At 68.8% G+C, this 13,602-nt stretch carries 16 protein-coding genes and 1 tRNA gene; 7 read left to right on the plus strand and 10 right to left on the minus strand.

From position 1 onward, the window contains the following. The first annotated feature begins 5 nt into the window (after positions 1-5). Positions 6-1,505, plus strand: a complete 1,500-nt coding sequence (locus GDR74_RS12815; RefSeq protein ID WP_152586667.1) for a tripartite tricarboxylate transporter permease — start codon at positions 6-8, stop codon at positions 1,503-1,505. Between the two features lie 246 nt (positions 1,506-1,751). Here GDR74_RS12815 and GDR74_RS12820 read toward each other — a convergent pair whose 3' ends face one another. The 3 genes from GDR74_RS12820 to GDR74_RS12830 all read right to left on the minus strand — a co-directional run bounded on the left by GDR74_RS12820 (position 1,752) and on the right by GDR74_RS12830 (position 3,570). Then, positions 1,752-2,258 carry a DUF2059 domain-containing protein gene (locus GDR74_RS12820; protein ID WP_152586668.1) on the minus strand — a complete coding sequence of 169 codons (507 nt, stop codon included), beginning with the start codon at positions 2,256-2,258 and terminating at the stop codon, positions 1,752-1,754. 32 nt (positions 2,259-2,290) lie between these two features. Further along, complete coding sequence (gene rpiA / locus GDR74_RS12825) at positions 2,291-2,986, minus strand: ribose-5-phosphate isomerase RpiA (protein ID WP_152586669.1); 696 nt, start codon at positions 2,984-2,986, stop codon at positions 2,291-2,293. Positions 2,987-3,114: 128 nt separating this feature from the next. After that, on the minus strand, positions 3,115-3,570 hold the full coding sequence (locus GDR74_RS12830; RefSeq protein WP_152586670.1) for a hypothetical protein: 456 nt from the start codon (positions 3,568-3,570) through the stop codon (positions 3,115-3,117). A 101-nt stretch (positions 3,571-3,671) separates the two neighbouring features. Between GDR74_RS12830 and GDR74_RS12835 the strand changes: the two genes are divergently transcribed. Next, entirely contained in the window at positions 3,672-4,385 is a 714-nt protein-coding gene (locus tag GDR74_RS12835; RefSeq protein ID WP_152586671.1) for an HAD family hydrolase, read from the plus strand. Positions 4,386-4,445: 60 nt separating this feature from the next. On the opposite strand, the gene GDR74_RS12840 is transcribed toward GDR74_RS12835, so the two are convergent. After that, positions 4,446-4,520 (minus strand) — tRNA-Val (locus GDR74_RS12840). Positions 4,521-4,763: 243 nt separating this feature from the next. Between GDR74_RS12840 and GDR74_RS12845 the strand changes: the two genes are divergently transcribed. Continuing rightward, entirely contained in the window at positions 4,764-5,348 is a 585-nt protein-coding gene (locus GDR74_RS12845; RefSeq protein WP_152586672.1) for a L,D-transpeptidase, read from the plus strand. Positions 5,349-5,571: 223 nt separating this feature from the next. Here the strand turns inward: GDR74_RS12845 and GDR74_RS12850 are convergent, their stop codons facing one another. Next, complete coding sequence (locus GDR74_RS12850; RefSeq protein ID WP_152586673.1) at positions 5,572-5,934, minus strand: gamma-butyrobetaine hydroxylase family protein; 363 nt, start codon at positions 5,932-5,934, stop codon at positions 5,572-5,574. A 91-nt stretch (positions 5,935-6,025) separates the two neighbouring features. Between GDR74_RS12850 and moaA the strand changes: the two genes are divergently transcribed. The 4 genes from moaA to GDR74_RS18540 all read left to right on the plus strand — a co-directional run bounded on the left by moaA (position 6,026) and on the right by GDR74_RS18540 (position 10,268). Further along, on the plus strand, positions 6,026-7,057 hold the full coding sequence (gene moaA / locus GDR74_RS12855) for a GTP 3',8-cyclase MoaA (RefSeq protein WP_152586674.1): 1,032 nt from the start codon (positions 6,026-6,028) through the stop codon (positions 7,055-7,057). Between the two features lie 100 nt (positions 7,058-7,157). Then, positions 7,158-7,949, plus strand: a complete 792-nt coding sequence (locus GDR74_RS12860; protein ID WP_152586675.1) for an ABC transporter substrate-binding protein — start codon at positions 7,158-7,160, stop codon at positions 7,947-7,949. A 61-nt stretch (positions 7,950-8,010) separates the two neighbouring features. After that, entirely contained in the window at positions 8,011-8,877 is an 867-nt protein-coding gene (locus tag GDR74_RS12865; protein WP_152586676.1) for an NAD(P)-dependent oxidoreductase, read from the plus strand. 86 nt (positions 8,878-8,963) lie between these two features. Then, entirely contained in the window at positions 8,964-10,268 is a 1,305-nt protein-coding gene (locus GDR74_RS18540; protein ID WP_194164532.1) for a cadherin domain-containing protein, read from the plus strand. A 24-nt stretch (positions 10,269-10,292) separates the two neighbouring features. Here GDR74_RS18540 and GDR74_RS12875 read toward each other — a convergent pair whose 3' ends face one another. From GDR74_RS12875 to cobT, 5 genes are all read right to left on the minus strand, one after another. After that, positions 10,293-10,499: a hypothetical protein gene (locus GDR74_RS12875; RefSeq protein WP_152586678.1), complete on the minus strand. Its 207-nt coding sequence runs from the start codon at positions 10,497-10,499 to the stop codon at positions 10,293-10,295. Positions 10,500-10,512: 13 nt separating this feature from the next. After that, entirely contained in the window at positions 10,513-11,304 is a 792-nt protein-coding gene (locus GDR74_RS12880) for an enoyl-CoA hydratase-related protein (protein ID WP_152586679.1), read from the minus strand. Continuing rightward, positions 11,301-11,951, minus strand: coding sequence for a uracil-DNA glycosylase family protein (locus GDR74_RS12885; RefSeq protein ID WP_152586680.1), 651 nt, complete (start codon positions 11,949-11,951; stop codon positions 11,301-11,303). Before GDR74_RS12885 ends, GDR74_RS12880 begins: the two co-directional genes overlap by 4 nt. A gap of 70 nt (positions 11,952-12,021) precedes the next feature. Beyond that, positions 12,022-12,543, minus strand: coding sequence for a thermonuclease family protein (locus GDR74_RS12890; RefSeq protein ID WP_152586681.1), 522 nt, complete (start codon positions 12,541-12,543; stop codon positions 12,022-12,024). Continuing rightward, positions 12,544-13,569: a nicotinate-nucleotide--dimethylbenzimidazole phosphoribosyltransferase gene (gene cobT, locus GDR74_RS12895; protein ID WP_152586682.1), complete on the minus strand. Its 1,026-nt coding sequence runs from the start codon at positions 13,567-13,569 to the stop codon at positions 12,544-12,546. Positions 13,570-13,602 lie beyond the last annotated feature (33 nt).

Genomic DNA, 13,602 nt, shown 5'->3' on the forward strand with positions numbered 1-13,602 from the left:
ACGCCATGGATTCCCTCTACGCCCTCGCCCATGGCCTGACCGTCGCGATCCAGCCGATGAACCTGCTCTTCGCGCTCGTCGGCGTGCTCCTCGGCACCGCCGTCGGCGTGCTCCCCGGCATCGGCCCGGCGCTGACGGTCGCCCTGCTCCTGCCGATCACCTTCAAGCTCGACCCGGGCGGGTCGATCATCATGTTCGCCGGCATCTACTACGGCGGCATGTACGGCGGCTCGACCACGGCGATTCTCATCAACACGCCGGGCGAGAGCGCCTCCATGGCGACGGCGCTCGAAGGCAACAAGATGGCCAAGGCCGGGCGCGGCGGTCCCGCCCTCGCCACCTCGGCCATCGGCTCGTTCGTGGCCGGCACCATCGCGACGCTGGGCCTCGCCTTCCTGGCGCCGACCCTGGTCGAGCTGGCGGTGCGGTTCGGGCCCGAGGACTACTTCGCCCTCATGTGCGTGGCCTTCGTCACGGTCTCCGCCACCTTCGGCGACTCGCCGGTCCGGGGCCTGACGAGCCTGTTTATCGGCCTGGCCCTCGGCCTGGTGGGCATCGACAAGCTCACCGGCCAGGCCCGCCTGACCTTCGGCGTGCCTGAACTCCTCGACGGGGTCGAGGTGACGACCCTGGCGGTCGGCCTCTTCGCGGTAGGCGAGGCGCTCTACGTCGCCTCCCGCCGCCATATCCAGGAGGAGGCGATCGAGCCGGTGCGCGGCTCCCTGTGGATGACGAAGGAGGACTGGAAGCGCTCCTGGGGACCGTGGATCCGCGGCACCCTCTTCGGCTTCCCCATCGGCGCCCTGCCTGCCGGCGGCGCGGAGATCCCGACCTTCCTGTCCTATTCCACCGAGAAGCGGCTGACCAAGCATCCGGAGGAGTTCGGCAGGGGCGCCATCGAGGGGGTCGCCGGGCCGGAGGCCGCCAACAACGCCTCCGCGGCCGGCACCCTGGTGCCGCTCCTGGCGCTCGGCCTCCCCACCTCCGCGACCGCGGCGATGATGCTGGCGGGCTTCCAGCAATATGGCCTGAATCCCGGCCCCCTGCTCTTCGCCGAGCGGCCGGAGCTGGTCTGGGGCCTGATCGCCAGCCTCTTCATCGCCAATGCGATGCTGCTGGTGCTCAACCTGCCGCTGGTCGGCCTGTGGGTGAGGCTGCTCGCCATTCCGCAGCCCTGGCTCTATGCGGGCATCCTGGTCTTCGCCACCATGGGCACCATCGCCGCCAAGCCTTCGGTGGTGGAGCTGACCATGCTCGGGGCCTTCGGCGTCCTCGGCTTCCTGATGCGGCGCTTCGACTATCCCATCGCCCCGGTGGTGGTGGGCCTGATCCTGGGTCCCATCGCGGAAGCGCAGCTGCGCCGCGCCCTGTCGATCAGCCTGGGAGATCCGATGATCCTGCTCCAGAGCCCGATCTCCGCGACGCTCCTCGTCATCGCCCTCATCGCGCTGATCCTCCCCTTCGTGCTGAAGGGCCTCAACCGGTTCAAGATGAACGAGGATTAGAGCCTGTTCAGGAGAAGCGGGAACCGGTTTTCGCTGGCGCGGCCCTCCGGGTCGCTGACGGCGGCCCTCCGGGTCGCTGACGCGGCCCGCCGGGTCCGTCCGGAAAGGCGGCAAACCAAGAGCTTCGGAGCGGAGCGCGATTCCATCGAAGCGCAATCCGCTCTACGCCTGCCGCCCCGCCCCATGCCGCACAAACGAAAAAGGCCCGGGAAACCGGGCCTTTTCACATCCTGAAGGTGCAGCGGCCTACTGCAGCTGGTGGCCGCGCTTGCCCATCTCGGCGCGGGCGCGGATCATGATGTACTCGGACATGTTCTGCGTCCACGTGGCGAGGTCCTTGACGATGTCGTCGAGGAGGCCGGGCTGGACCTCCACGTACTTCTTGCCGGCCGGCGACCGGTAGAAGACGGCGATCTCCTTGAGCTCGGCCTCGGTGAAGCGGCTCGCGAAGGCGCGGGCGGCGCTCTCGATCAGCTTCCCCTTCTGCTGCTCGACTTCCGGACGGATGATGGCGACCACCTCGTCGAGGTCCTTCCGGATCTCGGGACGGGTCACGTTCATCTGCTGGAGCTGGGCGAAGAAGGGCTCCGTCAGGGCGTCGAAGGACCGGGTCATGCCGGAGCTGACGGCGACCTCGCGGGCCAGGGCCAGCTGGCTTTCCGTGGGCTGCGCGGTCTGCGCGAGCACGGGGCTCGTCGCGAGGAGCACGAGAGCGGCGGCGACGGAGGCCAGGCGAGGGGCGGTACGGATCATGGGGTTCAAGCTCCAGTCATGACGTTTGGCGGTCAGATCTGACCGAGTTCGACGAGGCCGTGCCCGGTCGCGACGATCGCTCCGGTGGCAAGGCCGATGAAGAGGCCGTGCTCCACGACGCCGGGAATGTTGTTGAGCGTCGAGGCGAGAACGTTGGGCTTCTCGATGCGCTTGAGATGCGCATCGAGGATGAAGTGGCCGCCGTCAGTGATGTAGGGACTCCCGTCGGCCATTCTCCGCAGGTGCAGCTCCCCGGACATCTCCAGCGTTTCGAGGAGCTTCTCGATGGCGACCTGGGTCGCCCGCAGGCCGAACGGCACCACCTCGATGGGCAGCGGGAAGCGTCCGAGCCGGGAGACCCGCTTCGAGCCGTCCGCGATCACGATCATGCGGCGGCTCGCCGAGGCCACGATCTTCTCCCGCAGCAGCGCGCCGCCGCCGCCCTTGATGAGGCGGAGGTCGTCGTCCAGCTCGTCGGCCCCGTCGATGGTCAGGTCGAGCTCGGGAGTCTCGTCGAGCGTCGTCAGCGGAATGCCCTCGCGGGTGGCCTGCTCGCGGGTGGCCTCCGAGGTCGGGACCCCGACGACCGACAGCCCCTGCCGCACGCGCGCGCCGAGGGCGGCCACGAAATAGGCGGCCGTGGACCCGGTGCCGAGCCCGAGCCTCATCCCGTCGGTCACGAGAGCCGCGGCGCGCTCCGCCGCATCGCGCTTCAGATTGTCGCTCACTGATGGTTCCTAACGCTGGTCGTCCCCCGGCGAGGGCCGGCCCGGCTGGGCTCTAGCACGTCACGGCCATGGGAAGAAAGAATGTTTCACGCTCTTTTGGCTGGATGGATCGGTCCCGGCAAGGCCGGTCAGGGCCGCTGCGGCGATGCGCCCGTGCCGGGCCGCACGCTCGGGGTCGCGGCGGGAGCCGTCGCGGGCGCCCCTTGCGTCGAGGGATTGGCCTGGGGGGTGCACACCACCTTCTCGTCGAACACGTAGCAGATGCTCATGTCGCCGGTCCGGTAGTTGACCCGGAACACTCCGCCCTCGCGCTCATGGCGGGAGGCGACGAGCCCGTACTCGCCGGGCGCCTGCGGCCCCGCCCCCTCGCCCGACCCGAAGCAGAGGGTGACGCCGACGGTCCCCTCCTGGAGGCCGTACTGGCAGGAGCTGACCTCCCCGGTGATGCGGTCGATCCGGTAGATCCGGTTCAGGTCGGTCTGCGGAGCGGGCACGAAATCGTAGGGAGCGGCGAAGGCGGGAACCGTCAGGCTACCCAGCACGATAACCGAGGACAGATATCCCAAGGATCCGGAAAGCCGCATTCAACACTCCTTCTTGGTGAGCCCGGTAAGAACGAATCAACCAGAAGACCATATCATCCCCTCAGCTTGATTCCCTCGTCCTGTGCAGGTAGCCGACCTCCATGGCCATTCATAGCCCATCCGTCGCGGCCCGCGTCGCACCGCCCATCGTCGTCTTCGATCTCGACGGCACGCTCGCCGACACGGCCGGGGATCTGGTCGGGACCCTCAACGCCATCCTCGCGGACGAGGGCCTTCCGCCCCTGCCCGTCCGCAAGGCGCGGGACCTGGTCGGCGCCGGCGCGAGGGCGCTGCTCCAGCGGGGTTTCGAGGCGGGCCGGAAGGAGCTGACGCCCGAGCACCTGGACCGCCTGTTCCAGCGCTTCATGGTCCACTACCGCGACAACATCTGCGTCCACACGAAGCTCTATCCGGGCGTGGAGGCCGCCCTCGAGCGGCTGCAGCGGGCAGGCTTCCTGCTGGCCGTGTGCACCAACAAGTTCGAGGACCATTCCGTCCGCCTGCTCGAGGCGCTGGGGATCGCCCACCGCTTCGCCGCCAATTGCGGACGCGACACGTTCCCCTTCTTCAAGCCCGACCCGCGCCACCTCACGCTCACCATCGAGCGGGCGGGCGGCAGCCTGAGCCGGGCGGTGATGGTGGGCGACTCGCGCACGGATATCGTGACCGCGCAGGCGGCGCGCGTCCCCTCCGTCGCGGTGCCCTTCGGTTACACGGACGTGCCGGTGCGGCGGCTCAATCCGGATCTGGTGATCGGGCATTTCGACGAACTCTACGACGCGGTCGGCACCCTGGTGCGCCTCGCCGCGGCGTAAGGCATCGGCCCTCGCGGCGCGGCCGCGCACGAAAACGTGAAGCTGTCGGTCAGGAAGGAATGGTGGGCGCGACAGGGATTGAACCTGTGACCCTTCGCGTGTGAAGCGAATGCTCTCCCGCTGAGCTACGCGCCCTGACCAGGGCCTTCTAGAGTCGTTGGTCCCCCGGCGTCAAGCGGTTCGACGCATCCGGGATGGAGTTTTCGTCCGGGCGATTGTGGCAGCGCGGCCTTAACCGCCCGGTTACGACGTGGCGAAAAGATGGCAGAGGATCCGGATGATTTTCCGCAGATCCTTTGGTAGTCAACGGATCCGAAACGCGGCCATTGCGTTGAGCAATGAGAAACCCGCATCAAACACGGTCTTTTCGAGGCAAACATGGGACGCTCCCGCGCCGCCCTGCTCGGGCTTGCCTGCGCCTTCGCCGCCCTGGCGACACCGGCCGCAGCTTTCACTGCAATCGACCCCCTCACCCGGCAGCCCCTTTACGGGCCGGAGAACTCGCTGAACGCGCAGGCTTCCCCCATCCCGCGCGAAATCGTCTCCTTCGACGGGCGCTATGCGCCGGGGACCATCGTCGTCTCCACGAGCGAGCGGCGGCTCTACTTCGTGCTCGGCGACGGCAAGGCCGTTCGCTACGGGGTCGGCGTGGGCCGTCCCGGATTCACCTGGGCGGGCAGCCATTCCGTGACCATGAAGCGCGAATGGCCCGACTGGCGTCCCCCGTCCTCCATGCTCAAGCGCCGCCCCGACCTGCCCCGCTACATGGCCGGCGGCCCGGACAATCCGCTGGGCGCCCGCGCCCTCTACATCGGCAGCACGATCTACCGCATCCACGGCTCCAACGAGCCCGAGACCATCGGCGAGGCCGTGTCGTCCGGCTGCATCCGCATGACCAACGAGGACGTGATCGACCTCTACAACCGGGCGAAGGTCGGCGCCCGCGTGGTGGTGCTGCGGTAAGCGTTCTACGGCGCTTCCCACCTCTCTTCCGCATGGGAGGGAGGTGGGGCGGCGCCTCCATCGTCAATCCGGGACGGCCCCTTGGGCCGGGCCCGGAAGCCATGGCCGCCAGCGATGCAGGACCGGACGCAGCCGCAGCGGCTCCGGATTCCCCGCTCCGCGTGATCCTTACGGCCAAGTTCCGCTGCGCGGCCTCGGCATCGTGACGAGATCCGGGAAACCCTCACCGGTCGCGCGACAATCCCTTCGCCTGGAGCTCGGCGAGGTAGGCCGCAAAGCGCTCCTCCTTTTCGGCGCCGAGCCGGTAGAGATAATCCCAGCCGTAGATGCCGGTGTCGTGCATGTCGTCGAAGATCAGCTTGACGGCATAGTTGCCCACCGGCTCGACCCCGACGATCTCCACGTTGCGCTTGCCCGGCACCGTCCTGCGCTCGGCCGGGCTGTGGCCCTGGACCTCGGCGGAGGGGCTCGTCACGCGCAGGTATTCCGCCGGCAGGTCGAAGGCCGCTCCGTCGTCGAAGACGATCCGCAGGCTGCGCCGGTCGGCCGCGAGCCGCAGTTCCGTAGGCCAGCGTTCCGTGGTCATGTCGCGCCTCGTCTGCCCGCTTTGTGAATTGACGCTAGCTGGCCGATAATTACCCTGAGGGCAAGTCCCGGTAAGCACCCAGAGGAACCCCATGACGGGAGAGACGACCGCGCCCCTGTCCGCCCCCGGCCCGCTGGTCGACCCGTTCGGCCGGCGCGTGACCTATCTGCGGGTCTCGGTGACGGACCGGTGCGACTTCCGGTGCGTCTACTGCATGTCGGAGGACATGACCTTCCTGCCCAAGCGGGATCTCCTCACCCTGGAGGAGCTGGACCGGATCTGCTCCGCCTTCGTGGAGAACGGGGTGCGCAAGCTGCGGATCACCGGCGGCGAGCCGCTGGTGCGGCGGGACATCATGAGCCTGTTCCGCTCCCTCTCCCGCCACCTGGAGACGGGAGCCCTCGACGAGCTCACCCTCACCACCAACGGCTCGCAGCTCGCCCGCCACGCGGCCGAGCTCGCCGCCTGCGGGGTGCGGCGCGTCAACGTGTCCCTCGACACCCTGGACGCGGACAAGTTCCGCCGCCTCACCCGCTGGGGCGACCTCTCCAAGGTGATGGGCGGCATCGAGGCGGCCCGGCGCGCCGGGCTCAAGGTCAAGATCAACGCCGTCGCCCTCAAGGACGTGAACGAGGACGAGATCGAGACGCTCCTGACCTGGGCCCACGGGCAGGGCATGGACCTGACCCTCATCGAGGTCATGCCGCTGGGCGAGATCGAGGGACAACGCATCGACCAGTACCTGCCCCTCTCCCTCGTGCGGGCACGCCTCGCCCAGCGCTTCACCCTGACGCCCACCGACGAGCGCACGGGCGGCCCGGCCCGCTACGTGCGCGTCGCGGAAACCGGCGGCAGGCTCGGCTTCATCACGCCGATGACCCATAACTTCTGCGAGAGCTGCAACCGGGTGCGCCTGACCTGCACGGGGCAGCTCTTCATGTGCCTGGGCCAGGAGGACGCCGCCGACCTGCGGCATCCCGTGCGGGCGTCGAAGAGCGACGACCTGCTCCGGCAGACCATCGCCGAGGCGATCGCGCGCAAGCCCAAGGGGCACGACTTCGTCATCGACCGCCGCCATTCGCGGCCCGCCGTCGGACGCCACATGAGCACCACCGGCGGCTGAGGGCGAGAATACTGTCCCACGGCAGTATTGGACGCGCGCGAATCTTGACTATTCATCGGGTTCACGGAATATCGCGGGCGACAATCAAGGCTGCAGCATCGTGATCGTGTTGAGTTTCGGACGACGACTGGCCACGGCGGCGGGCCTCTTCTTCTGGCTCGTCTCCGGCCTGCCGGCAGCCGCGCAGGAGAAGCCCGCCGTCCGCATCGCGGTCGAAGGGGCGTATCCCCCCTTCAACTACATGGAGAACAACGAGCTGCAGGGCTTCGAGGTCGACCTCGGCAAGGCCCTCTGCGCGGCCATGAAGGCGGAATGCGTCTTCGTGCAGCACGATTGGGAGGGCATCGTCCGCGGGCTCCTCAACCGCGAGTACGACGCCGTCATGTCCTCCCTCGAGATCACGGAGAGGCGGCAGAAGCGCATCGCCTTCTCCAAGCCCTATTACCGGATCCCGGCCGTCTTCATCGCCGCCAAGGACGGCCCCCTCGAAGGGGTGACGCCCCTGGCGCTCGCCGGCAAGAAGATCGGCGCCACGGACCGCACGGACCACCTCGACTATCTCAGGCAGCATTACAAGATGTCCGAGATCGTCTCCTATTCCTCGCCGGTGGAAGCCAATCTGGATCTTCTGGTCGGCCGCATCGACGCGGTGTTCGGCGGGCAGCGCGCCCTCGCCGAGTTCCTGAAGACCCGCGAGGGCGAATGCTGCCGCATCCTCGGCCTCGCCCCGGCGAACCCGCCCTACAGGCGCCAGTTCTACGGCATCGGGCTCCGCAAGGACGATGCGGCCCTGAAGGCGCAGTTCGACGGCGCCATCGATCAGGTCATCGCCGACGGCACCTACGACCGCATCCAGGCAAAGTACTTTCCGTTCGACATCAAAGTCAAATAGGACGGTTGCCCGCCGCTCCCTCTCTTCATAGAACCGTTGGCGACGGTTCAGGGAGCAAGGGATGGCAAAGGTCTCTTTCATCGGTCTCGGCGTCATGGGCTATCCCATGGCGCGTCACCTCAAGGCCAAGGGCCACGAGGTGACGGTCTACAACCGCACGGCCGAGAAGGCCGATCGGTGGGTGTCGGAGAACGGCGGGCGTGCGGTCCGCACGCCGCGCGAGGCGGCGGAAGGGCAGGACATCGTCTTCGCCTGCGTGGGCAACGACGACGACCTGCGCCAGGTCACGCTCGGCCCGGACGGCGCCTTCCAGGCCCTGCGGCCCGGCGCGATCTTCGTCGACCACACCACCGCCTCCGCGGAGATCGCCCGCGAGCTCCACCGGGCCGCGAAGGAGAAGGGCGCCGCCTTCATCGACGCGCCGGTCTCGGGCGGACAGGCGGGCGCCGAGAACGGGGTGCTGACGGTCATGTGCGGCGGCGACGCGGAGCCTTACGCCGAGGCGGAGCCGGTCATCATGAGCTTCGCCCGCGCCTGCCGGCTCATGGGCCCGGCCGGGGCCGGGCAGCTCACCAAGATGATCAACCAGATCTGCATCGCGGGAGTCGTCCAGGGCCTCTCGGAAGGCATTCACTTCGGCAAGCGCGCCGGGCTCGACATCGAGGCGGTGCTCGACGTGATCTCCAAGGGCGCGGCCGGCTCCTGGCAGATGGAGAACCGCGGCAGGACCATGAACGAAGGCCGGTTCGACTTCGGCTTCGCCGTGGACTGGATGCGCAAGGACCTCGCCATCGTCCTGGCCGAGGCGCGCAAGAACGGCGCCCAGCTCCCCGTCACCGCCCTGGTGGACCAGTTCTACGCGGACGTTCAGCGCATGGGCGGCAACCGCTGGGATACGTCGAGCCTCATCGCCCGGCTGGAGCGCTGAGCCGCCCGGCTGCGACAAGAGCGACATTGCAGGAGGCGTTACGCAAAGTTATAACGCTCGAAAATTGTCAGTTCTTGGAGATTTTCTTGGCTCATCTGCATTTCAACGGTCACGTCTACGAAATCAGGACGGACACGGCTCTCACGTGGTACGGCGCGAAAGACGTCGCCTGGGACCTCGGCGGCCATCTCGCGAAGATCGAGTCGGCGGCCGAGAACGCGGCGATCCTCAACTTCGCGATGCGCGAGAAGGCCACCTGGACGCAGCACCGTACGGCTGCCGATGGCGGCGGCGCCGAGTATGTCTGGATCGGCGCCACCGACATGGAGGCGGAAGGGCAGTGGAAATGGGCGGACGGGACGTCCGTCGGTCCCTACGCGAACTGGGGCTCGGGCGCCCGGGGCGCCGAGCCGGACGACTTCACCGATCCCGAGGTGAGCCCGAACGGTCAGGACGGCGGCGCTCTCGCCCTTTCGTCCTGGCCGCAGCCCGGCGGCGGCATCGGCGTCGCGGGCCAGTGGAACGACCTCGCCCTCGCGAACATCCTCTTCTTCCTGGTCGAGTACGATGCGAACGGACCCAACGCCAATCCGGGCGATCTGTCGATCTCCCGCACGTCCGTTGCCGAGAATGCAGCCGTCGGCTCCGTCGTCGCCACCCTGTCGGCGCAGGATGGGGATGGAGACGCGCTCACCTACACGCTGACGGACCCGACCGGCGCCTTCGCCATCGAGGGCAACAGCCTCGTCCTCCGGAAGGCCCTCGATTACGAGACCGCGCGGCAGCATTCGGTGACCGTGCGGGTCGAGGACGGATACGGCGGGTATGCTTCCGACACTTTCGTTATCGCCGTCACCGACGTTTTCGAGCCCGCTCCCCTCCCTGTGGAGCCCGCCCCTCTTCCCGCCCAGCCCGTTCCCCTCACCAGGGCGGGGACCGCAGGCGCCGACATCCTCACCGGGGGCGTTCTGAACGACGTCCTGTCGGGCCTTGCCGGCAACGACACCTTGCGCGGCCTTGCGGGAAACGACCGGCTTTCCGGCGGCCTGGGCCGGGACGTGCTCGCCGGCGGGGCGGGCAGGGACGTGTTCGTGTTCGACACCAAACCGGGCAAGACCAACCTGGACCGGATCGTCGACTTCTCCGTCAAGGACGACACGATCCATCTGGCGAGAAAGGTCTTCAAGGGCATCGCCAAGAAGGGCGTGCTGGCCAAGACCGCGTTCCATGCGGGCGCGAAGGCGCACGATGCGGACGACCGGGCGGTCTACGACAAGAAGACCGGCGCGCTCTTCTACGATGCCGACGGCACCGGCAGCGCGGCGGCGGTGCAGATCGCGACGCTGCAGAAGAACCTCAAGATGACCGAGAAGGACTTCTACCTCGTCTGAGCGCCGCGACACGCGGCGCTCCCGTCAGCGCCGCGTCATGGTGAGATAGACGATGAACCCGCCGATGCCGAAGGCGAGGAGCGCGAGGACGATCTCGCGCGTCTCGCCGGAGAATGCGGCGTCCCGGTACATCTGCGAGAGGGAGGCGGATTTCTGCGGGTCCTGCGAGATGAGCATCGTCAGGACGGCGCCGAAGACGAGGAGCCCGAGGATGATGTAGGTGATGCGCACGGCGCGGCCTCCCTCAACGCCCCTCGAATTTCGGGGCGCGCTTCTCGCGGAAGGCCACGATGCCTTCCATGAAGTCGCGGCTGAACCCGGCCTCGCGCTGCAGTTCCGCCTCGAGGCCGAGCTGGGTCGCCAGATCGTTCCCAAGGCTTTCCGACACGGCGCGCTTGGTGAGCCGGTACGCGAGCCCCGGCCCCTGCGCGAGGGACGCGGCGAAAGCGGCGACGTCTTGCCGGAACGTCGCGTCGTCGAACACCTTGAACACGAGTCCCATGGCCTTCGCCTCCTCCGCGGAGATCGGCTCCGCCGTGAGCATGAGGGCGAGCGCCCGCTTCGGCCCGACGAGCCGGGGCAGGATCCAGGTGCCGCCCGCATCGGGGATGAGGGCGATCCTGGAGAAGGCCTCCTGGAGATAGGCCGAGCGCGCCGCGACGACGATGTCGCAGGCGAGCGCGATGTTCATGGACGCGCCGACCGCCGGCCCGTTGAGGGCCGCGATGGTGAGCTTGGGATAGTCGGCGAGTCTCAGGACGAGGGGGTTGTAGTCGCGCGCGAGGGGCGGGCCCAGGTCGATGCGGCCCTGCTCGTCGCGCGGCAGGTCCTCCGTGAGGTCCTGGCCGGACGAGAAGGCCCTCCCCTCCCCCGTCAGAACCACGACCCTGATCGCGTCGTCCTCGGCGAAGCGGGCGAGCGTGTCGCGCAGTTCCGCATGCTTCGTGGCGTTGAGCGCATTCAGCTTGTCGGGTCGCGCGAGCGCCACGGTGGCGACGGGTCCGTCCGTGGTCACGCGCAAGGTGGTTGGGCTCATGCAGCAGGCTCCCTCTCGTCGCGCGAGAGCATAGAGCGGACTTCGCTGCGAAGCACGGGCAAAAGCTCCGCCTCGAACCACGGATTGTTCCGAAGCCAGCCGTTGTTGCGCCAGGAAGGGTGCGGCAGCGGGAGGACGCGCGGATGCCGGGGAGCGGAGAGAAACCCGCGCCAGCGCCTGACGGTCTGCGTGAGCCCGTCGCGGAAGTTCCCGTCCATGTGCCAGGCCTGGGCGTACTGCCCGATCAGCAGCACGAGCTCGAGACGGGGGAGAGCCGCAAGGATCGGCGCGCGCCACGTCTCGGCGCATTCCCGCCGCGGCGGCAGGTCGCCGCCCTTGGCGTCCTGGCCCGGAAAGCACGCGCCCATGGGCACGATGGCGACGCGGGCGGGGTCGTAGAAGGTCTGCGGGTCGAGGCCGAGCCACTCCCTCAGGCGGGCGCCCGAGCGGTCGGAGAACGGAATGCCGCTGGCATGGGCGCGGGTGCCCGGCGCCTGGCTGGCGATGCACAGGCGCGCCGTGGCGCTGCCCTGGAGAATCGGGCGCGGCTCGTGGGGCAGCGCCGCTCCGTAGCGGGGCGCATCCCGGCAGATGCGGCAGGCCTGAAGGCGTCGTGCGAGGGCGGAAAAGTCTTCGGAGCGGTCCATCCCCGGAACATGGGAGCTCCCGGCCTCCGGGTCGAGGCGGTGCGGCACGGCAGGAGGTCGCGCAGGCTCCTCAATAGAGGTGGCGTCGCCGCCATTCCTGCGGCCGCTCGAACGTGGTGGCCCAGATCCCGCGGGACTGGAGACGCGCCTTCGCCTCGAGCAGGCGGTAGTCGCCGTAGGAGACGGCGCAGCCTTCGGCCACCATGCGCGCCCCGATGTCCTCGCCCTTCACGTAGCACCGGGCGAGCTGGCGCTGGTAGCGGTCGTGCCCCGCGATGCGGCACTCCACATGCTGGTTGAGGATCAGGCCGAGCAGCGTATCGCGCGCCTTCTCCCCGCACAGGACCGGGGTTTCGCCGCGCATGCAGGACTGGTCGAGTTCCGGCGCGTCGATTCCCTTCAGGCGGATCCTGCTCTCGCCGATGCGGATCGTGTCCCCGTCGAGGGCGTAGGCCCGCCCCCCGACCGCCCGGCCGCTCGGCTCGAGGACGAGATGCGCGCAGGCGGCGATCAGCAGGGCGAGGACGAGGGATGAGAGGCCGAGGAGCGACCGGGGCGTTTCGGAGCGGCGGTGGACGTTTCGTATGGGCATTCAGGGCAACCGCTCCGACACACCGGCCTGGCTGAAAGTCGCCATGTCACGATGTACCGTAGCGGCAGTTTTGACAATCCCCATTGCGAGCGCCGCCCCGCTGCCCTCGCCGAGCCGCATGCCCAGGGCGAGGAGCGGGATCTTGCCCAGGCGTTCCAGCACCTCCTGGTGCGCGCCCTCCGCCGAGAGGTGCCCCGCGATGCAGTGGTCGATGGTGGCGGGGTGGATGGCATGGAGGATCGCCGCCGCGGCGGTGCTCACATAGCCGTCGAGAATCACCGGAATGCGCTGCAGGCGGGCGGCGAGGATCGCCCCCGCCATCGCCGCGATCTCCCGCCCCCCGAGGCGGCGGAGGATCTCCAGGGGGTCCTCGAGGTGGCCGCGATGGCAGGCGAGCGCGCCCTCGACGGCGGCGACCTTGCGGGCGAGGCCCGCGTCGTCGACGCCGCTGCCGCGCCCCACCCAACGGGCGGCCTCGCCGCCGTAGAGGGCGGCGTAGATCGCCGCCGCCACCGTCGTGTTGCCGATGCCGAGTTCCCCGATGGCGAGCAGGTCCGTGCCGCCGGCGATGGCTTCCATGCCGAAAGCCATGGTGGCGACGCAGGCCTTCTCGTCCATCGCCGCCTCCGCCGCGATGTCGCCGGTCGGAAGGTCGACGGCGAGATCGAAGACCTTGAAGCCGAGGCCGAGGCTGGCGCAGATCTGGTTGATGGCCGCGCCGCCGGCCGAGAAGTTCTCCAGCATCTGGCGGTTCACCGCCGAGGGATAGGCGGAGACGCCGCGCTCCGCGACGCCGTGGCTTCCGGCGAAGACGCAGACGAGCGGCCGGTCCACGGAGGGGCGCGGCTTGCCCTGCCAGGCGGCGAGCCATTCGCTCAGCCATTCGAGGCGCCCGAGGCTGCCGGCGGGCTTCGTCAGCTGCGCGTCCCGCTCCCGCACCGCCGCCACCGCCGCCTCGTCGGGCCCCGGCATGGTCGTGATGAGGCGCCGGATATCGTCGAAGGGGGAAGTCGCAGGGGCAGTCATGCAGGGCTCCGGCCCGAACGGGCATTGCGGAAG

The sequence above is a fragment of the Microvirga thermotolerans genome (assembly GCF_009363855.1).
GTDB lineage: Bacteria > Pseudomonadota > Alphaproteobacteria > Rhizobiales > Beijerinckiaceae > Microvirga > Microvirga thermotolerans.

What these genes read in the sequence shown, in the direction of transcription:
- GDR74_RS12815 (WP_152586667.1), top strand. Translation starts at nt 6, where the DNA reads ATGGATTCCCTCTACGCCCTCGCCCATGGCCTGACCGTCGCGATCCAG.
- GDR74_RS12820 (WP_152586668.1), bottom strand. Translation starts at nt 2,258, where the DNA reads ATGATCCGTACCGCCCCTCGCCTGGCCTCCGTCGCCGCCGCTCTCGTG.
- GDR74_RS12830 (WP_152586670.1), bottom strand. Translation starts at nt 3,570, where the DNA reads ATGCGGCTTTCCGGATCCTTGGGATATCTGTCCTCGGTTATCGTGCTG.
- GDR74_RS12835 (WP_152586671.1), top strand. Translation starts at nt 3,672, where the DNA reads ATGGCCATTCATAGCCCATCCGTCGCGGCCCGCGTCGCACCGCCCATC.
- GDR74_RS12845 (WP_152586672.1), top strand. Translation starts at nt 4,764, where the DNA reads ATGGGACGCTCCCGCGCCGCCCTGCTCGGGCTTGCCTGCGCCTTCGCC.
- GDR74_RS12850 (WP_152586673.1), bottom strand. Translation starts at nt 5,934, where the DNA reads ATGACCACGGAACGCTGGCCTACGGAACTGCGGCTCGCGGCCGACCGG.
- moaA (WP_152586674.1), top strand. Translation starts at nt 6,026, where the DNA reads ATGACGGGAGAGACGACCGCGCCCCTGTCCGCCCCCGGCCCGCTGGTC.
- GDR74_RS12865 (WP_152586676.1), top strand. Translation starts at nt 8,011, where the DNA reads ATGGCAAAGGTCTCTTTCATCGGTCTCGGCGTCATGGGCTATCCCATG.
- GDR74_RS12880 (WP_152586679.1), bottom strand. Translation starts at nt 11,304, where the DNA reads ATGAGCCCAACCACCTTGCGCGTGACCACGGACGGACCCGTCGCCACC.
- GDR74_RS12885 (WP_152586680.1), bottom strand. Translation starts at nt 11,951, where the DNA reads ATGGACCGCTCCGAAGACTTTTCCGCCCTCGCACGACGCCTTCAGGCC.
- GDR74_RS12890 (WP_152586681.1), bottom strand. Translation starts at nt 12,543, where the DNA reads ATGCCCATACGAAACGTCCACCGCCGCTCCGAAACGCCCCGGTCGCTC.
- cobT (WP_152586682.1), bottom strand. Translation starts at nt 13,569, where the DNA reads ATGACTGCCCCTGCGACTTCCCCCTTCGACGATATCCGGCGCCTCATC.